This is a genomic window from Delftia sp. PX-1, assembly GCF_055797465.1.
Genome location: NZ_CP184763.1, coordinates 1,713,807 through 1,738,261 on the forward strand (window position 1 = coordinate 1,713,807; position 24,455 = coordinate 1,738,261).

The following is a 24,455-nucleotide window of genomic DNA, read 5'->3' on the forward strand; positions in this document are numbered from 1 at the left end:
AAGGAAAGCTGCAATGAGCCTGGATAACGTTTTGAGCGAGGTGGCCGGTTCGGTGCCCGAATGTCTGGCCATCGGCTATGTGGATGCCGCCTCCGGCATGCTGCTGGCCATCCGCACGGTGGACTCGCATCCGCGCGAAGTCATCGATCTCGTGGCCGCTGCCACGGCCGACCTGTTCAACGGCCCCAACGTCTCGATGATCGAGAGCCTGTTCAAGAAGTCGCGCGGCCTCAAGGACGACGGCCACCACTACTTCCAGGAACTCATCGTCAACAGCGACAACCTCATCCACGTCTTCCTGCGCGGCAAGCTCATGCCCGACTACGTGGCCGTCTTCGTCTGCCGGCGCACGGCCAACCTGGGCATGGCGCTGACCAAGGCCCGCATGGCCATGCCTAAGATTGAAGCGGCGGTGTGACCGCCGCTCACCCCCTGAGTCGCTGCGCGCCTTCCCCCTCTCTAATCGCTTCGCGAAGGAGGGGGACGACAGCCTCGCGGCGGGGCGGCGCGGCCGGCTTAGGCCCTTGCTCGCTGTCCCTGAGGTTTGAGCGCGCCAGTTTCGGGCGGCATGTGCCTCAGAACTGAGCCAGCCTTGCAGGGAGCTATTCTTCTGCCATGCGCTTACTGCTTGTCGAAGATGACGCCATGATCGGCGAGGCCGTGCAGACCCTGCTGCGCGGCGAGGGCCATGCGGTGGACTGGGTCCGTGACGGCCTGCAGGCCGATGCGGCCCTGTGCCCCGGCCCGGGTGGCGGCCATGGCTATGACATGGTGCTGCTGGACCTGGGCCTGCCGGGGCAGGACGGTTTGCAGGTGCTGCGCCGCCTGCGCGGGCGCCGCGACCGCACGCCGGTGCTGGTGGCCACGGCGCGCGATGCCGTGCGCGACCGCATTGCCGGGCTGGATGCGGGGGCCGACGACTACGTGGTCAAACCCTATGACCTGGACGAGCTGCTCGCGCGGCTGCGTGCGCTGGCGCGCCGGGCGTCGGGCGCAATGGATCCGCTGTACGAGCGCGAAGGCGTGCGGCTCAATCCCGCCACGCGCGAGGCCAGTGTCGAGGGGCGCGACGTGGTGCTCTCGGGCCGCGAATGGGCGGTGCTGGAGACGCTGCTGGCGCGCCCGGGCAGCACGCTGTCGCGCCAGCAGATCGAGGACAAGCTCTACGGCTGGGGCGACGAGGTCAGCAGCAACGCCATCGAGGTCTACATCCACGGCCTGCGCAAGAAGCTGGGCGCGGGGCTGATCCTCAATGTGCGCGGCGTGGGCTACATGGTGCCCAAGCCATGACGGCGCCGGCTTCCTCTGTCATCGCCCGGCTGCGCGGCCGCCTGCCCGGCGCACTGGGCACGCGGCTGCTCATGTTCCTGGGCGCGGCCATCGTGCTCACGGCGCTGCTGCAGGGCCTGCTGGCCTACCGCAACGCGCTGCTGCAGACCGACACCCTGTTCGACTACCAGATGCAGCAGACCGCCTTCGCGCTGCGCGCCGGCCTGCCGGTGGATGCGCGCGGCAGGCCCCAGGGCACGCCGCCCGAGGATGAGAACCACGAATTCATCGTCCAGGTCTGGACCAACGAGGGCCTGCGCATTTTCGAGTCCGCGCTGGGTGCGGCATTGCCGCAGATGGCCGTGCTGGGCTTTGCCGATGTGCCCGCGCGCGGCACCGTCTACCGCGTGTTCTCGCTGCAGACGCGCTCGCAGGTGATCCAGGTGGCGCAGGACATGCGCGTGCGCCGCACGCTGGCGCGCGATGCCGCCTGGCAAAGCCTGCTGCCCATCGCCTTGCTGGCGCCCGTGCTGGCGCTGGCCGTGTGGTGGGTGGTGCGCAGTTCGCTGGCGCCCGTGCAGCGCGTGCGCCGCGAGCTGGCCGCGCGCCGCCCGCAGGACCTGGCCCCCGTGCCGGCCGAGGGCCTGCCCGACGAGGTGCGGCCCCTGGTGGCCGAGCTCAACGCGCTGCTGCAGCGCGTGGGCCAGGCCTTCGAGGCGCAGCAGCACTTCGTGGCGGACGCCGCGCACGAGCTGCGCTCTCCGCTGGCCGCGCTCAAGCTGCAACTGGTGGCCTTGCAGCGCGCGCCCGATGCGGCCGCGCATGACGAGGCCGTGCAGCGTCTTTCGGCCGGCATAGACCGGGCCACACGGCTCGTCGAACAATTGTTGACATTGGCGCGGCAGGAAGCCCAAGGCACGGTACAAGGCACGGCCCCAGGCCCGCAAGGCATGCAGGGGCAGCACGGCGCTGCCACGGCCGCACCTGCGGACGTGGACCTGCGCGAGGTGGTGGAGCAGGCCCTGGCGGACCAGGCCGTGGCGGCCCAGCAGCACGGCCTGGACATGGGCCTGAGCGAGTCCCCGCATCTGCGGCAGTCCTTTGCCGTGGCGGGCGACGCACAGGCTTTGCAGATGCTGGTGCGCAACCTGCTGGACAACGCCATCAAGTACGTTCCGCAAGGCGGCCGCGTCGATGTGGGCTGGCGCAGCGATGCCCAGGGCCGCGCGCTGGTGGTCGAGGACTCGGGCCCTGGCATTGCCGAGAGCGAGCGCGAACTGGTGCTGCGGCGCTTTGTGCGTGGGCCCTCTGCGGCTTCAGCGGCTTCTGCGGGCCAGCAGGCGCAGGGCAGCGGACTGGGCCTGGCCATCGTGCAGACCATTGCCCAGCGGCATGGAGCACGCCTGCTGCTCGACCGCTCGCCCACGCTGGGCGGCCTGCGCGTGCAGGTGATATGGCCGCCTGTGTCGGCCTGCTGACAGCGGCGCGTGGCGCGCAGGCTTGTCGGCCTGCAGCGCGGCCGGGATGCTTCCCGCCTGCGTCTGGCCGGGTCACAATCCCCAAATTGGTGCCGGCCCGCCTGCCTTCCCATTCCCTCATCAGGCGCGCGGGCAGTCTGCTTCCGTCGTCATTTCGAGAGGTATTTCATGGAGTCCCTTGTCCAGCGCCTGTCCCAGTCCGTGACCCAGGCGCATTCTCTGGAAGAGTTGACGCGGCCCCTGCTGCAAATGCTCGAAGAGAGTACGCATCTGGAGTCCACCTATCTCACCACCATCAACGAAGAACAGGGCCAGCAGCGCGTGCTGTACGCGCGCAACGCGAGCGAGATGCAGATTCCCGAAGGCCTGGTCGTCCCCTGGGGCGACACGCTGTGCAAGCGCGCCCTGGACGAAGGCCGCATGTACACGCCCGATGTCGGTGCCTGCTGGGGCGACTCCGAGGCCGCGCGTGAACTGGGCATTCGCACCTACGCCAGCGCCCCGGTACGCTTTTCCGACGGCCAGCTCTACGGCACGCTGTGCGCGGCCAGCAAGACCTCCCAGGCGTTGAGCACCGAGGCCCAGGGCCTGCTGCGCCTGTTCGCCAACCTCATCGCCGAGCGCGTGGAGCGCGAGCAGCTCATCACCAGCCTGAGCAAGGCCAACCAGGAGCTGGCGGCACTGGCCTTGCTGGACCCGCTGACCGGTCTGCCCAACCGGCGCTGCCTCACCGACGAACTGGGCCGGCTCATTGCACGCTGCGCACGCAGCCAGGAATGCGTGGTGGTGGGCTTCATCGACCTGGACCGCTTCAAGAACGTGAACGACGAGCACGGCCACGAGGCCGGCGACGCACTGCTGCGCGCCATGGGAGAGCGCCTGTCCTCCCATCTGCGCAGCGCCGACATGCTGGCGCGCTTCGGCGGTGACGAGTTCGTCTTCATCGGCGTGGGCCCGCTGTTCGGCAGCGAGGCCGACGCCGTATCGCGCGACCTGCAGCAGCGCCTGTCGGAGGCCTCGGTCATGAAGGTCGAGCTGCCCGATGGCAAGACGCTGGACTACGGCGGCGCCAGCGTGGGCGTGGTCTGCCTGCGGCCGGACTCCATTGACGCCGACGACGCGCTGCAAAAGGCCGATGCGGCCATGTACCGCGTCAAGATGGCGCGCAGCCGCGGCGCCAGGGGCACCGCGCTGCATTGAGCCAGCCGCAGGCACTGGCCCGGCGGCCAGGGCCTGTTGCTGCCTTGCTCTGGCCTGTCTGGCGGCTTCTCGCGCGCGCTCTTTCTTGTTTCTTTCCGTCTCAGCCTGCTGCCAGCATGGGCTGCCTGCGCTGCAGCTCCACGGCGGCATGCTGATGGCCGCTTGCCGCCTCCAGCTTGAAGGCGCCCACCGTGCGCACCAGGTCGCCGGCCTGGCCGCGCAGGCTGGAGGCCGCGGCGGCCATCTCCTCCACCAGCGCCGAGTTCTGCTGGGTGGCCTGGTCCATCTGCGTGACCGCCTGGCCGATCTGGGCCACGCCCGAGCTTTGCTCGGAACTGGCGGCGCTGATCTCGCCCATCAGATCCGTCACGCGGCGTATGGCGTCCACCACCTCGGCCATGGTCGTGCCGGCCTGGTCGGCCAGCGCGCTGCCGTTGTGCACGCGGCTGGTGCTGTCGGTGATGAGCTGCTTGATCTGCTTGGCGGCCTCGGCGCTGCGGCTGGCCAGGCCGCGCACCTCGGTGGCCACCACGGCAAAGCCCCGGCCCTGTTCGCCGGCGCGTGCCGCTTCCACGGCCGCGTTCAGCGCCAGGATGTTGGTCTGGAAGGCAATGCCATCGATCACGTTGATGATGTCGGCGATCTGCCGGCTCGATTCGCTGATGCCGCGCATGGTATCGACCACCTGCCGCACGACTTCGCCGCCCTGCTCGGCCACGGTGGAGGCGCCCAGGGCCAGCTGGTTGGCCATCTGTGCGTTGTCGGCGTTCTGGCGCACGGTGGAGCTGAGCTGCTCCATGGAGGCTGCCGTCTGCTGCAGCGCGCTGGCCTGGCTTTCGGTGCGCGAGGACAGGTCCTGGTTGGCCTGCGCGATCTGCCCGCTGGCCGCCGCCACGCTGACCGATCCCTGGTGCACCTGGCGCACCACGCCGCGCAGCCCCTCCTGCATGGTCTGCAGCGCGCGCAGCAGCATGGACACCTCGTCCTTGCCGCGCACATCGATGTGCCGTGTCAAATCGCCTGCCGCCACGGCATCGGCCGTATGGATGGCCTGTCGCAGCGACCGCGCCATGTTGCGGATGATGGACCAGCCCAGCAGCACTCCCAGCAGCACGCCCCCGATGATGGAGCCCACGGCCACCGCAAAAATCACCTGGTACAGCGATTGCGCGGCCTCGTATTCCTCCTTGGCGACGCGGGTCTGCAGCGCGGTCAGCTGCACGATCACATCACGCAGCGGCGCGTACAGCGCCTCGTCCTTGTCGATCAGCAGCTGCCGGGCCAGCTCCAGGTCACCGGACAGCAGCGCCTGCTGGGCCGGCTTCAGAAAGCCTTGCAGGAACAGCGCGCGCACGGCCTCGAAGCGGTCGGCCAGCTGCGCCTCTTCCTCTGTCATCCGGGTCTGGCGGAACGAGGCCCAGGCCTTGTTCACGTCGTTGATGTTGGTCTGTATCTCCTGCTGCTTTTGCTGCGTGTATTCGGGCAGGTGCACGGCAATGGCGCCCGAGACCGCATTGCGGTTGCGCAGCAGCAGGCGCTGCACTTCCAGCAGATCGCCCAGTGCGACCAGGCGCTCTTCATAGACCACCTTGAATCGGCGGTTGGACTCGCTGATTCCATAAAGCCCGAAAGCGCCGATCACGATCATGAGCAGTGAGAGAAAACCAATCAAGGCGGTCAGGCGAGTCGATAACTTGAAATTATTCATACTGCGTCCTTTGCATGCATTGCGGATGGTTGGTGGGTACTCGCGTTGTCAGGCCGCCCCGTGATGGCTCACATCTCTCGCAAAAAGAACTCGGTCGTGAAAATGAGATTTCATTCACGGTAAATGCCCGGTCTGCACAAAGGCTCACAGGCATCCGGAAACGGCGATGCTGGCTTGCCGATGGCCTGCGTGGCCAATGGCGATCCATGTTGTATTAGTTTGTAAACTATTTGTTACAAACTATAGTATGAATCGGATGGAGCAGGCAATACCAGCTTTTCAGGTATTCGCCCTGGCCTGATAGGGGTTCTCTGCCCATTGCTGCGGCAGGAAGAGACGGCCTGTGCCCGGGGCCGTCCCTGGCCGGCGCCGCGCGCCGGACGGGCCCGCCTAGAATCCGCGTTTGCGCGTGGCCGCTGGCACGCTTTCACGAAAGAGATCCATGAAACCCAAAACACTGGCCGGTGCGCTGGCCGCCCTCTGCGTGGCTGCGGCCGGACTGCTCTATGCATCGCCCTATATCGCCCTGCACCAGATCGGCAAGGCCGTGGAGCGCCGCGACGCCCAGGCCCTGTCCGGCTACGTGGACTTCCCTGCGCTGCGCGAAAGCATCAAGGGCCAGATGATGGCCAGGCTGCAATCCCAGATGGGCGGCTCGGGCGACAGCGCCTCCAACCCCCTGGCCGGCTTTGGCCAGCAACTGGCCCAGGGCCTGGTCAGCCAGTTCACCGAGGCGCTGGTCTCGCCCGACGGCGTCATGCTCATGCTGGAAAAAGGCAAGCCCGGCAAACCCACGGACGTGGCCGCCGCAGGCGTGGGCGTGGACACCCAGGGCGGGCCGCCGCGCAAGGACTACTCCGTGGAGTACCAGGGCTGGTCCAAGGTCTTCGTGCACCCGCGCGGCGAGCCGGGCGGCTTCATCTTCAGGCGTGAAGGCCTGATGGGATGGAGGCTGGTGGCCGTGAAGATGGATTGAGGGGCGCGGGCAGGCGCCAGCACCCTGGCGCCTCAGCCTTGATGCAGCACCTTCATCACATGGCGCTTGCCCAGTCGCAGCGCGCGGGCATCGGCCTCTGGCTGCGTGTCGCAGGGCTGGTCATCTGTGATGGCCTCCAGGGCCTTGCCGCTGGCCACCTCCAGCAAGGTGGCGCGCGGCAGCCAGGCGCCTGGCGAGGCATCGCTGGGAAGTGACGCGGGCGTGATCCGCACGCCCATGTAGAGAAGGCTGTCCATGGCCTGCCGTATCCGTTCGGATCAGCCTGCCAGGGGCGGGCGGGGCAGGGCCAGCCACTGCTGGACGGCGGGGTGCTGCCACTGCCGGCGCGCATAGGCGGCCAGCGGCGCGGGCACGGCATCGCCGTTGAGCACCAGGCGATTGAGCATCAGCGCCAGATCCACATCGGCAATCGACCATGGGCCGGCGATGTGGTCGCCCTCCGAGCGGATGAAGGCTCCGGCCACCGAAAACAGCTTGCGCGCCGCCGCCTGGCCCGCATCCGACAGCGGCGTGGGCGTGGGGCGGTAGAACACCACCTCGGTGCTGCGCTCCGAGCGCAAGGCCATCAGATCGCTGCGCAGCCAGGCCTGGACCTGGCGCACACGGGCGCGCGCCTGCGCATCCTCGGGATAGAGCCGGGCGCCGCCAAAGCGGTCCTGCAGGTACTCGCAAATCGCCGAAGACTCCGACAGGCTGAAATCGCCATCCACCAGCGTAGGCACCCGTGCCGTCAGTGACGCGGCCACATAGTCCGCCCCGGTGTTCTGTCCCGCCGAAAGGTCCAGCGTGCGCAGCTCGAAGTCAATCCCCTTGACCTTCAGCGACACGAACACGGACAGGGCATAGGGAGAGGCGAATTGCGAATCGGCGTACAGCAGCATGAGGGCCTTCCAGGGAAACTGCATGGGGATGGGGGCACCGATGGTAGCCGAGTGGGCAGCCGGATGACCGGGCCGGCCATGCCCAGGCCCAGGCCCAGGCCCAGGCCCAGGCCCAGGCCCAGGCCCAGGCCCAGGCCCAGGCCCAGGCCCAGGCCCAGGCCCGCAGTCCCGCGATCACACCTTCAGTGACCGCTCGATATCCGTCAGCTTGTAGCGGGCCAGGGCGAGGTTGCCACGGGCCTTGTCCAGCACCAGGTAAAGAAACAGCCCGGGGCTGTTGGGGATGAGGCGGATCAAATGGTATTGGTCGCCCAGGGTGATCAGGATATCTTCGATGCCCTTGCGCAGTCCCAGCGACTCCATGGTCTTGAGCTTGGCCCGCACCACCTGGGTATTGCCTGCCGCAGCAAGCTCCAGATCCACGCCGCTGCCCGCCTGGGCCAGGCACATCCCGCTTTGATGGTCCACCAGGGCCGCCGCCATGGCGCCTTCGATGGAAATAATGGATTGCATGGATTGGGACAGATTGCTTGACATTGAAACTTCTCTTTTTCTGGAATCGGTGTTGTCACCGGATGAAAATCGGGCTGAGAGCTTTTGCAGCTCTTCGATCAAAACAAACCAAAGTGTTTCTGAACTGCTGTCCGGTAATCGGTAAAGCTGAATGGATTCATGGTGCGGCATCCGCATTTGCTTGAGCGCTATTTCTTCCATGATGGCGCTTGGCATCAGAAAAATGCGTACGCAACGCACGGCCTCATTCAATGCTCTCTGAAACAATTCCCTGGCCTGATGAACGGCGCCGGGGCCGATCAGCAGTACCAAGGCGCCCGGCGCCGAGGGCTCGCACAGCGGCTCATCCCTCCCCGGAGGTCCGCCCCAGTCGATGACAGGGGCGCTTTCCGAGTCCGCCAGCCTCACGGCAACCCGCGGCTTGCCGGGGGCGTACGCCACGCCCAGCTTGGCCAGGGCGCGGCCGCCCAGGCTGGAAGTCAAATCGATCACCCGAACGCCACAAGACATTTTTCAAGCACACAAGACAGAGGACACCGCCAGGCGACGGAATGCTGTGAACTCTATATCAATTAGTTACATGTGTTTCTTGCTGCTTGAAAGACTTGGGTGGAAAAAGGGAATTGGATGCCTTGAGAAAATGCAAACAATTGTGAATTGAAGGGCATTTTTTTATTTCTGTAGGCATCTTCTGACAGAAAGTGCACGTCAATGCGAAGAGTGCAGAAAATAGCAAACAGATACAATCGTTGCCAGACCAGCCCATTGTCGGGCGCCAATCACCCATTCAGCGCTGAATAACAAGGGCTTCCATGCGCGGCATCCGCTCCATCCTGTCCAGGCTCGGCCTGCGTTCCGATTCCCCAAGCTCCCAACTGAAGGCCTTGTACAGCACCCAGGCCGTCCTCGAGCTCGATCCCCAGGGCCACATCCTCTTCGCCAACGCGCAGTTTCTGGACCTCATGGGCTATGAGCTGGACGAGCTGCGCGGGCAGCACCACCGCATCTTCCTGGATCCGGCGGATGCGCAGGCCAGGGACTATCGGGACTTCTGGGCACGGCTTGCGCGCGGGCAGGCCTTTGTGGGCCGGTGCCGGCGCATCGACCGCCAGGGACGTGAGGTCTGGCTGCAGGCCAACTACAGCCCCGTGCTCGACAGCCGTGGACAGGTGCTGCGGGTCGTCAAGTACGCCATGGATATCTCGGCCGAAGTGCTGCGCGATGCCGAAGCCAGCAGCCAGCTAGCGGCGGTAGGCAGGGCCCAGGCCGTGATCGAGTTCGGTCTGGACGGCAGCATCCTGCGCTGCAACCGCAATTTTCTGCAGGCCATGGGCTATGCATCCGAAGACGAGCTGGTCGGCCGGCACCACAGCATATTCGTGGCCCCGCAGGAGCGCAGCTCGGCCGAGTACGCGGCCTTCTGGGCGCACCTGTCGCAGGGCAAGCACTACCGGGGCCAGTTCCGGCGCATAGGGCGCCTGGGCAACGATGTCTGGATCGAGGCCAACTACAGCCCCGTGCTCAACCAGTCCGGCCAGCCCTTCAAGGTGGTGAAGTACGCCACCGACATCACGCAGCGCTACGAGGCCACGCGCCTGGTGCAATCGGCTTTCGAGCAACTGCAGCAATTGGTGCGCGACAGCGCTGCCCAGGCGCATGACGCGCATGCCCAGGCGCGGGACGTGACGCGCATTGCCCAGCGCGGCGACGTGGCCCTGGACAGCGCGGTCGACGCCATGTCCAGCATCTCCAGCAACTCCCGTCGCATCGGCGAGATGGTGGGCCTGATCGATGGCATTGCCTTCCAGACCAATCTGCTGGCGCTCAACGCCGCCGTCGAAGCCGCGCGTGCGGGCGAGCAGGGGCGCGGGTTCGGTGTCGTGGCCGGCGAAGTGCGCAGCCTGGCCCAGCGCTGCGCCGAGGCGGCCAGGGAGGTCAAATCCGTCATCGGCGCGTCTGCGGCCAGCGTGCAGCTGGGCTTCGAGCGTGTGAATGAATCCGGCGACATGATGAAGCAGATGCGCGCGGCTGCCGTGAATGCCAGCGACATCATGGACACCATCATCCAGGCCTCGCAGGCGCAAGACACGCGCCTGGGCGAGGTGCGCGAAGCCGTGCTGAGGCTGGAGAACGTCGTCGTCCAGAGCTGAGCCGCGCCCCGCTCATCCCAGGCGGCCCATGCCGCCTTCAAAGATATGGCGCACGTCGCGCAGGACCGGCGCGCCCCAGCCATCACGGTGCTCGCCATGCAGGGCGGCGGCCACGAAAACGATCTCCGTCAGCTGCGCAATGCGCGCCGCCATGCCGTGCGCCACGACATGGGTCTCCGTGTCCTGGCGATGGCCCATCTGCATCAGCGCCTGTGCCAGCTGCTGGGCCTCGTAGTTGGCCTGGCGGGCCAGCTCGCGCCACTGTGCGGGCGCGGGATCGGCAACGCTCTCCGCCTGCAGCCTGGCCAGCGTGTCACGGGGAAAAACGATGTGGTCCGTCGGCGTTTCAGAGATCTGTGAGAGCGCCAGCGCCGCTTCGGCCAGCAGGCCGGAGCGCGGGGCGGATTCCGCATGGCCGGGCACCAGGCGCGCCGCGTTGATGCAGGCCGCCACGTCAAAGGCCATGTTCTGCGGGTCCTGCAGGTCCTGCGATGAGTCGGCCTGCGCGGCACTGCGGGCCACACCGCTGGCAATGTGCAGCAGGCGGTCGGATTCGACGCCGTGCCGGTGGTCTTCGGCGGTCATCGCGGCCTGCCGGAACGCTTCAGCCGCATGCTGAAACAGCGCGCGGTACGCCGCAGCGAGCTTCTTGCGCGACGGTTTGGCGGCGGAGTGCTTCATGGACCTCCTTCGTGCAACGTACAGGCGCGCAAAGGAGCCGCCTGAGGGGTCAGGTAGTATTTGGAGTCAAGGTCTACAAGGTACATCGACTATTGCACGGAAATCCGTGATCGTTAGCAAGATGAATGCAGAAATCCGTGTAATTTTTGGTGAACGCCTTCGTCAGGAGCGCGAGCGTCTCGGCCTGTCTCAAGCGGACATGGCCAAGCTGGGCGGCACCAAAATGCGCACTTATCAGGACTGGGAGCGTGACGTGGCAACCGTCAGCGCCGAGTTTCTTGCACGGATTTCTGCGCATGGCCTGGACATTTCCTTTGTGCTGACCGGCCTCCGCTCGTTTGACCCGAACGCCATCCAGCATGAGCGCCCCGAACCCACCCTTGCCGCCCGCCTGCAACAGGAACGCCAGCGCCTGAACCTCAGCGAAGCCGAACTCGCCCGCAAGGCCGGCCAAGCCAAACAGGTCCTGCAGCAATTCGAGTCCGGTGACCTTGTTCCCGACGCCACGGCGCTGCAGCAATTGCACCTTGCCGGCGTCGATATCTGCTACGTGCTGCTGTCCCTGCGCTCCCATGCGCCCGACGCCGATGTACAGGCACTGCTGGCGCATTACGGCAAGGCGACGGACGCCGGGCGTGCGCTGGTGCGAGGGGTGGCGGAGCTGGCCGGGCGGGGGTGAGGCTCACCCTCCACAAGGTTCAGTGTCTTGTCGCCCGGCCCAGCGACGTGCGCGGCTTGCCGTGCAGAAGGCGCCGCAGGACATAGGGCAGGCGCCAGGCGGGCCGCAGCGATGGGCCTGTGCGCTCCACAAAGAGCAAAACGGCAGCAACAGCCATGGCCGGCAGGTGCCAGGCCGCAGGAAAGGCGAAGGGCGCCAGCATCCACGGCCAGCATACCGTGGCGCATGCCACGCCGGTTCGCAGTCCGTGCTGCAGGCTGTCCCGGTTGGCCGTGGGGCCGCTGGCGGCCACGGGGTACAGCCTGTGGCAGGCATTGTGGGCGCGTGTTCCTGCGGGCGATGAACTCCACAGGACCGCCACGGCAATGCAGGCAAGAATGAGCGCGGGATGCGCGGCTGCGTGCAAGAGGGCGGCAAGCGGCACCATGACCAGCCCGGCCGCCATCCACACCAGCGCATAGCCCGCAAGCAGCAGGCCCGCCGCCAGCAGGCGCCGGCGGGCCACGCTCGATCGCATGGCGTGGCGCACCTGCCGCAGTGCCAGCAGCGGCATCATGGCCAGGACCATGGCCAGCCATGCCACACCGAGGATGCCGAGCGTGTGCCCGTCCAGCACCAGCGGCGACAGGTCGGCCAGCGTGACCGAGGACAGCGAGCCGCACAGCGACAGGCCGGGCGTGGCAGGCGGGCTGATGGCCAGGCTGATGAAGCCTGCCCCCGACACGGCCATCAGTGCTGGCGCGGGAGCGGTCCGCAGGTCTCTCAGCAGCGCGTCCATACGCGGGCCTTAGCGGGTGGCGTCCTGTGCGACCACGCTCACGCGGTCCACGGTGATTTCGCGCCCGGGGTCGGCTTCGGGCTGTTCGATGGCCACGTTCAACTGGTCCAGACTGCCGCCTGCGTCCAGGATGGCCTGCGTGGCATCGGTGATGTCGATGGTGGCGCCCAGTCCGTTGCCTCCATGCGGTCCGTCGCTGGCCGAGGCCTTGGCCAATCCGAACAGGGCGACGGTGTCTGCATGCCGTGCCGCCGCCCCGGGCGAGCCGATGGAGACCGTCAGCACGCCGCTGGGCGCATTGCCGCGAATGCCTTCCAGGTGAAGAAAGTAGCGCTGTGGCCGCGGCAGCGCGGCGCCTGCCTGCAGCAACTCGACCTTTGCGGCACCGGGGTCCGCGATCGATACGGTGGTCAGCCGCGGCGTGCGGCCCACGATGACCCGCTCCGCATTGGAGCCCAGTACACGCGGCGCGGGCGGCGGGACCGTCGAGAATTCTGCGGGCATGTCGATCTCCTGCGGTGTGAGGCTTGCCGTGCTGGCCGTGAGCGTGGTGGCGCCCGTGCCGCTGGTCAGATTGTCATAGTCAGGGGCCAGCGCACCGCCCGGCAGGGTTTCACCCGGATCATAGGAGGCCAGCTTTCCTTCGGTGTCCGGCATGACGAAGCCGCGGCCGGCAGGGCCGTTGCTCCAGGCGGCGCTGTTGTCCTGGATGTTGCCGGGCTGGGTCAGCCAGGCTGCCCAAAGCCGGTCCACATTGCAATGGTGCACCCAGAAAATCGGGTCCAGGGCGGCATAGTCCGGGTCTGACATGAATCCATAGGGCTCCTGCAGTCCGCCGACCATGATGTGAACCAGATTGTGCGGATTGGATTCAATGGCGCCAGTGTCGCTGCCGTCATGGGAAAAGGCGGTGATGCCACCGCCGTATTCCAAGGTGCCGGGAGCGCTGGTGAAGCGGTGGTAGTCCTGGCAACCCAGCGTGATATCACGGGGAATGTCAGGCGTTGGTCCCAGGCGCTTTGACCCATTGCGCCTGGCCTTGGCCAGGAAATTGGGAGAACCATCCGGCAATTTCTCTTCCAGGAAAGCCTGGGGTATGTTGCGTGCGGCCTGATTGCTGGAATTCAGGTAGTTCCAATAGGGAAGCGCCCAGTCGGCAGGGCCACCAAGCTCCTTGACGGTCTTCGCCACAATGGCTTCGAATGCGGCGAGATAGCCGCGATGCCAGGGAAGAAAGTACCAGGTGCCATGCTGGCATTGGTCCCACATCTCCTCGGTTTCGGAGGTGGGTGGCAAAGGGTCCTTGGCCGAGAGCACGCCGGCACTGATCCAGCCGCTCTTGTTGATGCCATGAATGGCGGCAAGATATCTCCAGCTGGTCCTGTCCGTAATGGGAAGAGAGTAAAGGTGCCCCACGGCTTTGGAATACCAGATCAGCGTTTCATTCCAGACAGTTCCACCTTGATTGACATCACGACGAATTCCAGTCATTGCGTTCTCCTCCATGAAAGTTGGAGGCTGGAGTGTATGAAGGCGGATTTTATTTTGCAAGGAATTGCTTTTTTTATTGTGTCGGGTAGGGCATTTCAATTGATATTGAGATCGCATTCACATTGCGATCATCTCAATGGGATTGAATTGAGGATTTCCAGTATTGACCCATGGTAGGCATTGAGTCAGCTGACGGTGACGATTTTTTGTGTTGGAGCCGGGTTCTGGGTTCTTGCCATGGAGCTATCAAGGAAATGCATTGAGGGACGGCAGAGAGCGGTAAGCCCGGTTGCTCGCTTCGCGGTCGGTGAAATGGAAAAAAGCCACCCGAAGGTGGCTTTTGTTTTCAGCCCTGGCGGCGGCGCATTCTTGCGATGCCGAACATGGCCAGAAGGGACGACAGCGCGATGATGCCCCATTCAGACAGGGTGGGAATCGCTGCAGTGCTGGCGGGTGCTGCCAGCAGTGCAAAGCCTCCCGGATCCTGGATGGATTGGTTGGCTATGCCGTCGTTGTCGCCGAGCCCGCCGTCGGTCAGCGTCAACGTGGCGCTCAGCCGGTCCGATGCCAGCACAGCACGGTTGGCAGGCAGTTGGTACCAGTGTGGTTGAGCACATGCTGCGCCTTGGCAGTTGAAACCATCAGGGCTGGGGCCGTACTTCATGTATACCGCGCCTGCAGGCACCGGTGTGCTGAAGTTCAGGGTGACGGTTGCATCGCTGCCCAGGTTGCCGCTGCTGAGATTCAGCGAGAGCAGTCCAGAGGGGAAAGTCACGCCTTGCGGAGCGGTCGCGGGTGGCGTGGTGCTGAAGCTGGCGTTGCTCACCTGCCAACCGTTGGCTGTCTGCAGTGCGACCATTGCCTTGCTGCCTCCAGCGGTGGACCAGGGGGCTTCGCAGCTGTTGGCGCTGCCGCCGTTCAAGCCCTGGCACTGCCAGGTGTATTTGCCACTGGCGCTGGAGATCGCCGTAGCCGTGCCCGCGCTGCACAGGCCCGCTGCAGGGGCCAGTGCCGTGGCTTGGCCCGCCGCCGTGCCACAAGCGCCAGCGACTGGCACCTGTACATCAACGTTGTGCACGGTTCCTGTCGCGAAGCCCCCTGCAATGGGCTTGGCTGCTGCGGTGCTCTCGATGCCGGTGCCGCTGCTGTTGAGGTCCAGGCGCAGGCTGCCCGTGCCGCTGATGGCAGTGACGGGTACAGTCCATGTGATGCCGTTGTCGGCACTGGATGGCGTGCCCATCGTGCCGGTGGCGGTGCCTGTAGTGGTCAGCGCGAAATCGGTGCCATCCACTCCGTTGACCGCTTCGCTGAAGGTCACTGCGAAATTGATGCTTGTGGCGCTGGCTGATGGTGTGCCCTGCGGGGCAATCGATGCCACCGAGGGTCCACCCGGCGTGGCACTGGCGACGACGTTGCCGAGGAAGTCACCCCAGATCCAGAAAGAAGAGGCGCCGGCTGCGGCAGATATCGTCTTGGTTTCCGTATCGGTGGCGACATCAATGACATGGACTGTGCCATTCGATGTAATGGCATACAACGCCGCATCGTTTGCCGAGATACCAAGCCCTGTAATGGTAGATGCTGGACCGTTCAGTGTGATCGAGGTTTGCGTTGAGGTGTTAGCAGTGTCAACAATGTGGAGTACATTATTTCCTCCTCCGACATACAGCTTGCTGCCATTTTTGCGTACTGCGACTTTACTAGCGGCACCTTGAAGTCCAGTTATTGGTATCTGAGTAACCGAATTATCCGATAAGTTAAGCAGATAAACAATTGGGGCTGAATTGTTGGAAGCGTAAAGCTTTCCGCTGCCTGTGGGGTCATAAGCTAACCCATAACCATTAGTGGTGGTATTTGGGAACGTGGACAACGTGTTAGTTGCTGTGTCCAGTTTTTGGATTACCCCAGAATCGCACCGTACGTAAAGCGATGCGCCATCAGCGCTTAGTGCAGAGGCGATGGTCTGGCATCCGGTGCTCAGGCTGTTCGTTATCTGTTTTGTGGTGGCGTCAATGACATGCAGCTTTTGACCGGAGTAGTCACTGACATAAGCTATTGCGCCATTTAAAGAAAAAGTTATGGCTACAGAGCCTCCAGTACCATTGATTACTGTCTTCAGTGTGTTGTTTGTCGTGTCAATGACGCCTAGTTTGTTGTTTGATAGATATTGCCCGAACCACGACTCATTGTTGGCGCCTGGTCGCAATGCAAGAGTGTAGATGTTATTATTTAACGTTGCGTCCATGCTTGCTGGACTTAATGTGGTGGAAAGTTCGCCAGTCGCGGTATTGATGACCGAAATTGTTCTGCTGCCTGAATTGGGAATGTAGGCGTAATCGGCGGCGCTTACGGCACAGGCAATGAGTGAGAGCGAAGCGGCGGCGAGGACGTGCTGCGAAGAACGGCGCTGAATCATGTGTGGACACCTTTGAGGAAAACCCCTGAAAGCTTGCAATGCACGCCTTGAGGATTGGGGAGGCTGGAAAGAAGACTTGCTTAGACCGGAGGTTTGGGCCTTGGTCTCATAGTGAGACTTTTGCTACAAATTAGAACAAAAAGAAACATTCTGAATCTGAGCAAGTCTGAGCAGATCGCGTTGCCAGGCGCGTCTTCAGAAGGTGCTGGGGTAGGAGAGAGTTGCGGAACGCCACAACACATTAGTTCTTCCGCCACTGATCTTTAGTTTTTTCGGGGCGCGCCCGCGCTGCCCAGCGGCGAAGCGAGGCCTGCAGGAGCACACAGAACTTCCGGCGAAAGGCTGGCGCTGAATCACCATGCAGCCTTGCGGGCTGTGTCCTAACGTCGCATTGAGGGCGCCCCTGGCCGTGGGGCTGAGCGCACCCAAAATCAGCCAGCCGTGCAGAGTGACTGCCCTAGATCAGGCGCGAACGAGACCGAAGCCTCGGCTGGTGACCTCTGTGGAGTCGAAGGGAGGGAAGCTCCGCCTTCGTGGCACGATGGCGGGCCAGCCCTAGAGGGGAGCTTGACCAGGTCGGGCGCGGATGAGGAGCGAAGCCTCTGGCGATGACCTGTGCGGGGTGGTTTCGAGTACTCGGCCGACCTGCCTCACTGGCGCGATGAGGGGTGAGCATCTTTTGCATGGCTCAAATCGAGCCTGAGTGACGCGCTCCCGGGGACTTCGCGGCCACCATGCCGCCCGCTACAGGGAGGCTTATGCGAGACATCAGGGGCGCTTAGCGCTCCGTAGAAAGGCTTGCCCTCGCACAAGGACAGTTGTCGGCCAGAAGCTGCCGTTGGCAATGACTGCTTGGCTGACCGCTTTATTAGTCAACACCGCAGCAGCCTATGAGTCGGCATCGCGGTGAAGAGTGTCAAACGTTTGCCTAGCTTCCCGAAAGTGGTCTGCATTCTCGACGATCCACGTCCACAGCGGCACCATGCGCAGGAGCAACTCCATGCCGGTTTCCGACAGCTCGTATTCCACCCTGGGCGGCACCTCTTCGAAGTCATGGCGCAGCACTAAGCCATCACGCTCCAACTGCCGCAGTGTCAGCGTCAGCATGCGCTGGGTGACGCCGTGCATACGCCTGCCAATCTCCGCGTGGCGCAGCCTGCCATACACCCCCAGCGTATGAAGAATGCCAAGCGACCAGCGGTTTCCGGCATGCGCAAGCACCTCGCGTCGCACCCCATCGTCATCGTCTCGCAGGCCATCGCAAACGTTCTGCGCGTATTGAAGAATTTCGTCTCGGTTCACTGTGGTTTTGCTCTCGGTATCACGCGTGTGCCTTCTTACATCATCTTCGGTGCGTGGCTAGACTGCCAGAACTCTCTCATTCTCCTGTCCACACGATGAACCAATTAGACCCTAGCGCGACGTCTCGAAGCATCCTCGTCCTCGGTGCCGGCGAACTCGGCCTGCCGGTGCTTCGCAACCTCGCACGTCGCGCCAAGAGCGTGGCTGGTAGCAAGATCAGCGTGCTGCTGCGCGCCAGCGCCGTGGATTCCTCCGCGTCTGCCAAGCAGCGGGATATCGCGGAGATTCGTAGCCTCGGCATCGAGATCGTCCTGGGCGACCTGGTGAAAAGCTCCATCGATGAGCTTGCCGTGGTTTTCGCACGCTATGACACGGTGATCGGGTGCGCTGGCTATGCAGCCGGCATCAACACACCGATGAAGCTGGCGCGGGCCGCGCTGCAGTCAGGCATTCCCCGGTACTTCCCCTGGCAGTTCGGGGTCGACTTCGACGTGATCGGCCGGGGCGGCCCGCAGGACATCTTCGACGCACAGCTCGACGTGCGTGAGCTGCTGCGCAGCCAGATTCAGACGGAGTGGGTCATCATTTCCACCGGCATGTTCATGAGCTACCTGTTCGAGCCCGAGTTCGGCGTCGTCGACCTGCACAACGATGCGGTCCACGCCCTGGGAAGCCTTGATACTGCAGTGACGTTGACCACTCCCGACGACATCGGCGCGCTGACGGCCGAAGTGGTGTTCGCCCAACCGCGCATCCGCAACGAGATTGTGTATCTGGCAGGCGACACCGTGACTTACGGCGAGGTGGCGGACAAGCTGGAGGCGGGCCTTGGCCGCTCTTTCACCCGGTCGGTATGGACCGAGCAGTACCTGCTGGATGAGCTGGCGCGCGACCCGCAAAACATGATGAGCAAGTACCGTGCAGCCTTTGCCCAGGGGCGCGGCATGTCGTGGGCCAAGAGCGGCACGTTCAACCAACGCCGCTCCATTCCGGTAACGGACGTGTCGTCGTGGATTAATGCAAACCTGGCATCTCGCCGCGACAAATGATGGGTTTTAAGGCGAGCGTTTCTGGCTTATCAGTTGGCAACGGAATCTGTCCGCAATCAGCGACGACTGCTCGAAAGCCGACTCCCGCAAACTGAAACTGAGCGACAGCAACGGGTTGTGAATTCAACCGGTCGATGCAACACAATGACTGCACCTGGCGCAAGGAGTGCTGGCCATGAAGCAACGACCTCGGATCTACTACACCGAAGCACAGAAGGCGATGATGTGGGATCGCTGGAGCAAGGGCGATACCCTGCACCAGATCGGCAAGCTGTTCGATCGGCCGCATACCTCCATTCAGAACATCCTGGCCGCAACCGGCGGAATCCGCCCGCCAGCGCGTCATCGATCACGATTGGCACTGACTCTCGCTGAGCGCGAGGAGATCTCGCGGGCATTGGCTGCGGGCGAATCCATCCACTGCGTTGCCGCGCGATTGGGGCGAGCTGCATCCACTGTCAGCCGTGAGCTTCACCGCAACGGTGGCAAGAGTTGCTACAGGGCTGCGCGCGCCGATGAAGCAGCCTGGGAGCGTGCGCACCGCCCCAAGCCTTGCAAGCTGGCGAGCAATCCAGCCCTGGCGCAGATCGTGGCTGGCAAACTGCAGCATCGATGGTCGCCTGAGCAGATCGCCGGTTGGCTCAAACGGACCTACCCAGAGCAAAGGAGCATGCAGGTGTCCCACGAAGCCATCTATCGCACGCTCTTTGTCCAGACGCGGGGCGCTTTGAAGAAGGAGCTTCTGGAGCATTTGCGGCGCACCAGAGGCATGCGTCGTTCACGGCACTACACGCAAAAGACCAGTATCCATGGCCGAATCGTCGGTGCCGTCCCCATCAGCGAACGTCCGGCCTGTATAGAAGATCGGGCCGTGCCAGGGCATTGGGAAGGAGACTTGCTGTTCGGCGATGCTCATAGCCAGATCGCGACCTTGGTGGAGCGACACACGCGCTATGTGATGCTGGTCAAGCTGGTGGACAAAGACTCGTACACCGTGGCTGCGGCCCTAGCCAGACATGCCAGGAGCCTGCCGCATGAGCTCTACCGCTCCTTGACCTGGGATCGCGGCTCGGAAATGGCGGGGCACAAGCGCTTCACGTTGGCGACCGACATCCAGGTCTACTTCTGCGACCCGCACCATCCATGGCAACGGGGCACCAACGAGAACACGAACGGGTTACTCAGGCAGTACCTTCCCAAAGGCCTGGATCTGTCGGGCTACTCACAGGAGAGCTTGGATGCGATTGCAAGGCAGTTGAACCAGCGTCCCAGGAAGACGCTGGGGTTCAGAACACCTGCTGAAATGTTTGATGAGTGTGTTGCGTTGACCGGTTGAATCCACCGTCGGTAGCTGCCACACGAGAGCCCTTGGCAACCCGCTACGCCGCCGCACATCGGCCCTGAGCCCTTGCGCCTCGGCCGATAGCTCGCTCTCAGCCTTACTGGTCTAAAAAACTAAAGTCCAGTGGCGCGTTTTCCGTACAGACGAAAGTCCAGTGGCGCATCTCTCTAAAGATCGATGGCGCATGGCTTGCGAGGACGTGAGAAATCAACGAGTTATCTGCGTGACGCGCTGCGTGTTCAGTGGCGTTCCGCAAGAATTCTTCCAGTTGTGTGTTTGTGCTACAGGGGCAGGGTCCTGCTGATGTTGCCCCCGTATTCCCGACCCCGCCCTATTCGCAATAAAGCACTTGGTCAGCCCCTGCAGCCTGTTGCCGCCTGAACTCCCGAGGCGAACGCATTTTCAACGAAGAATGCGGATGCACCTCGTTGAAGTGCTCGAAGGCCGCTGGCAGTTGTGCCAGTACCGTCTGCGCGTCACTTAGGTCCATGCGCGCCACATAGTCGCGCTTGAAGGTGTTGACGAAGCTCTCGGCCATGCCGTTGCTCTGCGGGCTGCAGACGGGCGTGTTGATGGGCTTCAGGCCCAGCGCGCGTGCCAGTGCCCTCGTTTCGGAGGCGATGTAGGCACCGCCGTTGTCACTGAGGAACTCCAACTCCTGGCCCTGCGGGACCGCTTCGACCGAGCCGAATCGGCGTTCGACGGCCTCGATGAGCATCTCGCGAACCGGCTCGCCTGGCAGTCCCTTGCCCTCCCATGCACGCCAAGCCAGCACCTCACGGTCGCAGCAGTCCTTGGCGAAGGCGGCTGTCACGGTCTGCCCTGAATCGCACTTGATTTCCAGACCATCGGAGCACCATCGAAGGTCGCTGCGCGAGACCGCAACACGGCCCTCATGCGTGCGTGCGGACTGGCGGCGGCGAGGCGCCTTGGGCAGCAGCAAAGCGGCTTGTGCCATGACGCGATAGACGCGTTTGGCGTTGACCCTCGGGGCGCCCCGTGCCGCACGCTGGCGGTTCACCAAGGCACAGGCACGTCGGTAGCCATAGCTGGGCAAGTCGGCAATTTCCTGGCGCAGTTCGGCGAGCAGCCCGGCATCGTCGCTGGGTGTGCGATGGCTGCGGCCATCGGTCCAGTCTTCACCGCGCCCAAGCAGCTCGCGCACATGCGAGCGCGCCAGCCCCATCGTCCTGCAGACCGTCTTCACTGGTCGTCCCCGGGCAACAAGGGCGAGCGCGCAATCCACTTTTTTTCTGCGGCGTACTCCACGGCTTCCTTGAGGATTTCGTTCTCCAAGGTTTTCTTGCCGAGCACGCGCTGCAGCTTGGCGATTTCCGCGCGGGCAGCCGCCAGTTCGGATGCGGGCACGACTGCCTCGCCAGCGGAGACGGCGGTCAAAGCCCCCTGGCGTTCGAGCTTGCGCCACTGGAACAGCAGTCCAGCCGAAACGCCTTCCTGCCGAGCGACCAATGACACGCTCATGCCTGGTTCGTAGGTTCGGCGCACCAGCGCCGCCTTCTCTGCGAGAGACCAGCGCCTGCGGCGCTGGTCCTTCACGACTACCTCGATTGACTCCGTATGCCTAGTCATATGCACAGTCCTGTTCCTATCTTCAAAGATAAGCGATAGGACGGGGCCGGGGAATCAGGGGGCTATTTCACTGCGGCCATTGAGTCCTCACGCTGCGGCAGTCGGGCAAAGGCTCCATCCAATTCATGCTGGCGAAGGTGTGCCTCGTGTATCCACTGGAATCTCGTCAAAAACCAGCCGTCCTGGGCTGGTTCCAGAAAGTGATGAAAGCAAGAAGTGCGAAGACTGAGATAAGCAGTCCTACCGCCGCCATGTGGGAGATCCCTGCCATCGTGCTGACCAGCATGGCGCCAAGTGCTGCGCCGGACATCTGTATGAAGCCCAACATGGCGGAGGCTGCACCTGCTTGAGCTCCAAATGGAGAAAGCGCCTGTGCTGTACTGAGAGGATTGGCAACGCCCATTCCCATGAGGAAGACACAGAGCGCGAACGTGAACGCTGTGAGGCTGGATGGGTATCGAACCGAGGCCAGGTAGATCATCACGCCTCCAACCAAGGCCAAGACGATTCCGGCTTGGATGACTCGAGCTGCACCCCAGCGATGTGAAAGTCTTGGTACAGCGAGGCCTGCAGCAAAAACCACGGGCACCGTGGCTGCAAAAAAGAGCCCCATCTCCAGCGCGCTCAACTTGATGGCGCCCATCAGCACTGATGGAGCAGCAGCGAAGAATCCATAAAGCCCGCCTGTGAGACACATGACAGCGACGACTGGACGGAGGAAGCGTGGATCGATCAGAAGGCTGGCATAGATCCTGAGTATGGGGCCAACGGCAAGCGGCATCCGCCGCGACGCGACGTGTGTTTCTGGAAGTCGGAAGGCGTACCACATTGAAAGTGCAAGCCCGAAGGCACTGACCGTCAGGAAGGTCATGCGCCAGCCAATCATTTTCTCAGTCATGCCGCCCAGCAGCGGAGAGAACCCCGGCGCCGCGGCCATAGCCACGATCACCATCGCAAGAACGCGTGCCAGAGTTTCGCCTTCATACATATCTCTTGCGATCGCGCGTGCAAGTACGGACGCGGCGCATACGCCTGCAGCCTGTATTGCTCGGCCGACAATCAGTTCGGCTGGAGCCGCCGCCTGGGCACACACCACCCCGCCAGCCGCGAAGACCAGCAAGCCCCCTATGACCAGTTTGCGACGCCCGAAGCGATCAGACAGAGGTCCCACGAAGAGTTGCCCCGCCGCGAAAACTACGAAGAAGACACTGAGTGTCAGGCCGAGCTGGGCATCTGACGCACCCAGGGTTTTAGACATCGCCGGAAACGACGGCAGGATGATGTTGGTTGACAAAGCGCCTATCGCCGCGAGCGCAGCCAACAGAAGAACTACGCCACGGTTCGCTGTGCCTGCTTGATTTTCCGCCGGCACTGGAGCCCGACTGCTTGGCTTCATTCCGGCATCACCATGCGGATTTCGCGAGTCCCGATCTCTGCGCCGGTCTCTGCGTCGATCGCAATCGGCTTCAGATCGTTGCCCGTCTCGGCATCCAGAAACCGAACCAGCTTGCCTTCGCCACGGTGCTTTCGGCCCCAGGCAGCAATCATGAAGAGAACGGGCAAGTAGTCCCTCCCAGCTTCGGTCAGGACGTATTCCTCGCGAGGTGGCCGCTCCGAATACTGCCGCTTTTCCAGCAGTTGCTCATCCGTGAGCGTCGCCAAACGCTTCGTCAGCATCGTGGGAGCGATGCCAAGGCTTTTCCTGAACTGATCGAAGCGCGTCAGCCCAGCGTTCGCATCCCGCAGGATCAACATAGTCCACGCATCGCCCAGGAAGGCCAGGCTGCGCGCGATGGGGCAAGTGCTTTCAGAAGTTTTCTTCGAGTCCATATCATTTCAGTATTGACTAAGTACTAAAACGATACTAACATGCGCCCATCGTTCAGTCCAGCACCCACGCCCGAAAGGAGTCATGCGCGCAGAGAGCCCAGCCTCATCTTGAGAGGTAACGGTTGTGAGCCATGCCTTGGCTGATGAAGGCTTGTTCATGGTCGCGCTGCCAACCCCGATAGCAAATAGCCCAAAGCCCTTCTGCACGCACGTTCAGCCGGGCAAAGTTTTCAAGAATTTCCATCATCTACGGAGAAGCTACCCATGAAGAAGACAGTCCTAATCACCGGCGCATCCTCGGGCTTCGGCCTGCTGCTCGCCAACAGCCTGCACAACCAGGGCTTCGAAGTCATCGGCACCAGCCGTGAACCTGAAAAGCACGAAGGGAAGGTTCCCTTCAAGCTGCTGCGTCTGGACATCAGCGACGACAACTCCATCAACGCGTTCGCTGAAGAGCTGTTTCGCAGCGTCAGGCAGCTGGATGTATTGGTGAACAATGCCGGCTATATGGTGACGGGGCTGGCAGAAGAGACTCCCGTCGAATTGGGACGTCAGCAGTTCGAAACCAACTTCTGGGGCACGATCAAAGTGACGAATGCCTTGCTGCCCCGGCTGCGGGCGCAAAAGCATGGGCAGATCATCACAATCAGCTCCATCGTCGGCTTGATCGGCCCGCCGAATCTCTCGTACTACACGGCTTCAAAGCACGCAGTCCAGGGCTACTTCAAATCTCTGCGCTTCGAGCTGGATCCGTTCAACATCCAAGTCAGCATGGTGGAGCCAGTGTGGTTCAAGACCAACCTCGCTCATAACTCCGTGTCTCAATCAAGCGGGCGTATTGCTGATTACAACGCCTACCGCAAGCAAGCAGATGCTGCGACACAGAAGGGGATCGATGAGGCGGAGGCGCCCGACGCCGTCGTCAACACGATTACCAAGCTGATCGATACCAAGAAGCCAAAGTTCAGTAACCCCGTTGGAAAGATGACCGGAATGATCCTGTTCCTGCAGAGCTATGCGCCCAAGATGTTCGAAGGGGCAATATTGAAGAGTGTGAAAACAGCTTGAATCCCAGCATCATTTATCTTTGAGAGGAGCCGA

Annotated in this window: 22 protein-coding genes; 10 read left to right on the plus strand and 12 right to left on the minus strand. The window is 63.2% G+C overall.

All coding sequences use genetic code 11. From position 1 onward, the window contains the following. Window positions 1–13: 13 nt before the first annotated feature. The 4 genes from ACN20X_RS07830 to ACN20X_RS07845 all read left to right on the plus strand — a co-directional run bounded on the left by ACN20X_RS07830 (window position 14) and on the right by ACN20X_RS07845 (window position 3,947). Window positions 14–418, plus strand: coding sequence for a hypothetical protein (locus ACN20X_RS07830; RefSeq protein ID WP_012203525.1), 405 nt, complete (start codon window positions 14–16; stop codon window positions 416–418). Between the two features lie 197 nt (window positions 419–615). Further along, on the plus strand, window positions 616–1,290 hold the full coding sequence (locus tag ACN20X_RS07835; RefSeq protein WP_017405435.1) for a response regulator: 675 nt from the start codon (window positions 616–618) through the stop codon (window positions 1,288–1,290). Next, complete coding sequence (locus tag ACN20X_RS07840; protein WP_473210431.1) at window positions 1,287–2,747, plus strand: ATP-binding protein; 1,461 nt, start codon at window positions 1,287–1,289, stop codon at window positions 2,745–2,747. The genes ACN20X_RS07835 and ACN20X_RS07840 overlap by 4 nt, the downstream gene beginning before the upstream one ends. Before the next feature lie 168 nt (window positions 2,748–2,915). Then, window positions 2,916–3,947, plus strand: coding sequence for a sensor domain-containing diguanylate cyclase (locus tag ACN20X_RS07845; protein WP_016453209.1), 1,032 nt, complete (start codon window positions 2,916–2,918; stop codon window positions 3,945–3,947). A 100-nt stretch (window positions 3,948–4,047) separates the two neighbouring features. Here the strand turns inward: ACN20X_RS07845 and ACN20X_RS07850 are convergent, their stop codons facing one another. Continuing rightward, a complete protein-coding gene (locus tag ACN20X_RS07850; RefSeq protein ID WP_016447912.1) occupies window positions 4,048–5,655 on the minus strand; it encodes a methyl-accepting chemotaxis protein in 1,608 nt (535 codons plus the stop codon). A gap of 442 nt (window positions 5,656–6,097) precedes the next feature. On the opposite strand from ACN20X_RS07850, the gene ACN20X_RS07855 reads away from it, so the two are divergent. Further along, window positions 6,098–6,631, plus strand: coding sequence for a DUF2939 domain-containing protein (locus tag ACN20X_RS07855; RefSeq protein WP_046987310.1), 534 nt, complete (start codon window positions 6,098–6,100; stop codon window positions 6,629–6,631). A 32-nt stretch (window positions 6,632–6,663) separates the two neighbouring features. Here the strand turns inward: ACN20X_RS07855 and ACN20X_RS07860 are convergent, their stop codons facing one another. The 3 genes from ACN20X_RS07860 to ACN20X_RS07870 all read right to left on the minus strand — a co-directional run bounded on the left by ACN20X_RS07860 (window position 6,664) and on the right by ACN20X_RS07870 (window position 8,046). Continuing rightward, complete coding sequence (locus ACN20X_RS07860) at window positions 6,664–6,888, minus strand: hypothetical protein (RefSeq protein WP_016453212.1); 225 nt, start codon at window positions 6,886–6,888, stop codon at window positions 6,664–6,666. Between the two features lie 21 nt (window positions 6,889–6,909). Beyond that, a complete protein-coding gene (gene yfcF, locus ACN20X_RS07865) occupies window positions 6,910–7,533 on the minus strand; it encodes a glutathione transferase (protein WP_473210806.1) in 624 nt (207 codons plus the stop codon). A gap of 174 nt (window positions 7,534–7,707) precedes the next feature. After that, window positions 7,708–8,046, minus strand: a complete 339-nt coding sequence (locus ACN20X_RS07870) for a hypothetical protein (protein WP_017405441.1) — start codon at window positions 8,044–8,046, stop codon at window positions 7,708–7,710. Between the two features lie 812 nt (window positions 8,047–8,858). Here ACN20X_RS07870 and ACN20X_RS07875 point away from each other — a divergent pair. Continuing rightward, window positions 8,859–10,196, plus strand: coding sequence for a methyl-accepting chemotaxis protein (locus tag ACN20X_RS07875; protein ID WP_312840183.1), 1,338 nt, complete (start codon window positions 8,859–8,861; stop codon window positions 10,194–10,196). Between the two features lie 12 nt (window positions 10,197–10,208). Here ACN20X_RS07875 and ACN20X_RS07880 read toward each other — a convergent pair whose 3' ends face one another. Beyond that, a complete protein-coding gene (locus tag ACN20X_RS07880) occupies window positions 10,209–10,877 on the minus strand; it encodes a hypothetical protein (RefSeq protein WP_473210432.1) in 669 nt (222 codons plus the stop codon). Window positions 10,878–10,983: 106 nt separating this feature from the next. On the opposite strand from ACN20X_RS07880, the gene ACN20X_RS07885 reads away from it, so the two are divergent. Beyond that, complete coding sequence (locus ACN20X_RS07885) at window positions 10,984–11,556, plus strand: helix-turn-helix domain-containing protein (protein WP_473210433.1); 573 nt, start codon at window positions 10,984–10,986, stop codon at window positions 11,554–11,556. Between the two features lie 19 nt (window positions 11,557–11,575). Here ACN20X_RS07885 and ACN20X_RS07890 read toward each other — a convergent pair whose 3' ends face one another. The 4 genes from ACN20X_RS07890 to ACN20X_RS07905 all read right to left on the minus strand — a co-directional run bounded on the left by ACN20X_RS07890 (window position 11,576) and on the right by ACN20X_RS07905 (window position 17,543). Then, window positions 11,576–12,334 carry a copper chaperone gene (locus ACN20X_RS07890; RefSeq protein ID WP_473210434.1) on the minus strand — a complete coding sequence of 253 codons (759 nt, stop codon included), beginning with the start codon at window positions 12,332–12,334 and terminating at the stop codon, window positions 11,576–11,578. Between the two features lie 9 nt (window positions 12,335–12,343). Beyond that, a complete protein-coding gene (locus ACN20X_RS07895) occupies window positions 12,344–13,840 on the minus strand; it encodes a tyrosinase family protein (protein WP_473210435.1) in 1,497 nt (498 codons plus the stop codon). A 331-nt stretch (window positions 13,841–14,171) separates the two neighbouring features. Further along, window positions 14,172–16,241 carry an IPTL-CTERM sorting domain-containing protein gene (locus tag ACN20X_RS07900; RefSeq protein WP_392442605.1) on the minus strand — a complete coding sequence of 690 codons (2,070 nt, stop codon included), beginning with the start codon at window positions 16,239–16,241 and terminating at the stop codon, window positions 14,172–14,174. 888 nt (window positions 16,242–17,129) lie between these two features. Continuing rightward, complete coding sequence (locus tag ACN20X_RS07905) at window positions 17,130–17,543, minus strand: winged helix-turn-helix transcriptional regulator (RefSeq protein WP_034347780.1); 414 nt, start codon at window positions 17,541–17,543, stop codon at window positions 17,130–17,132. 95 nt (window positions 17,544–17,638) lie between these two features. Between ACN20X_RS07905 and ACN20X_RS07910 the strand changes: the two genes are divergently transcribed. Beyond that, window positions 17,639–18,592 (plus strand): aromatic alcohol reductase, encoded by a 954-nt coding sequence (locus tag ACN20X_RS07910; RefSeq protein ID WP_074922799.1) that lies wholly within the window; start codon window positions 17,639–17,641, stop codon window positions 18,590–18,592. A gap of 175 nt (window positions 18,593–18,767) precedes the next feature. After that, complete coding sequence (locus ACN20X_RS07915; RefSeq protein WP_016448150.1) at window positions 18,768–19,928, plus strand: IS30 family transposase; 1,161 nt, start codon at window positions 18,768–18,770, stop codon at window positions 19,926–19,928. 337 nt (window positions 19,929–20,265) lie between these two features. On the opposite strand, the gene ACN20X_RS07920 is transcribed toward ACN20X_RS07915, so the two are convergent. The 3 genes from ACN20X_RS07920 to ACN20X_RS07930 form a co-directional block, all read right to left on the minus strand. Further along, window positions 20,266–21,524 (minus strand): IS3 family transposase gene (locus ACN20X_RS07920; RefSeq protein ID WP_232357001.1). Its coding sequence is split into 2 segments (ribosomal slippage): window positions 20,266–21,194 and window positions 21,194–21,524, totalling 1,260 coding nucleotides; the frame shifts between segments, so codons are not numbered across the junction. 166 nt (window positions 21,525–21,690) lie between these two features. After that, window positions 21,691–22,920, minus strand: coding sequence for a multidrug effflux MFS transporter (locus ACN20X_RS07925; RefSeq protein WP_016454546.1), 1,230 nt, complete (start codon window positions 22,918–22,920; stop codon window positions 21,691–21,693). Next, the gene (locus ACN20X_RS07930) at window positions 22,917–23,354 is read right to left on the minus strand and encodes a winged helix-turn-helix transcriptional regulator (RefSeq protein WP_016454547.1); all 438 of its coding nucleotides are present in this window, start codon (window positions 23,352–23,354) and stop codon (window positions 22,917–22,919) included. The genes ACN20X_RS07925 and ACN20X_RS07930 overlap by 4 nt, the downstream gene beginning before the upstream one ends. A 264-nt stretch (window positions 23,355–23,618) precedes the next feature. Here ACN20X_RS07930 and ACN20X_RS07935 point away from each other — a divergent pair, with 264 nt between their 5' ends. Then, window positions 23,619–24,422: an SDR family oxidoreductase gene (locus ACN20X_RS07935; RefSeq protein ID WP_043791185.1), complete on the plus strand. Its 804-nt coding sequence runs from the start codon at window positions 23,619–23,621 to the stop codon at window positions 24,420–24,422. Window positions 24,423–24,455 lie beyond the last annotated feature (33 nt).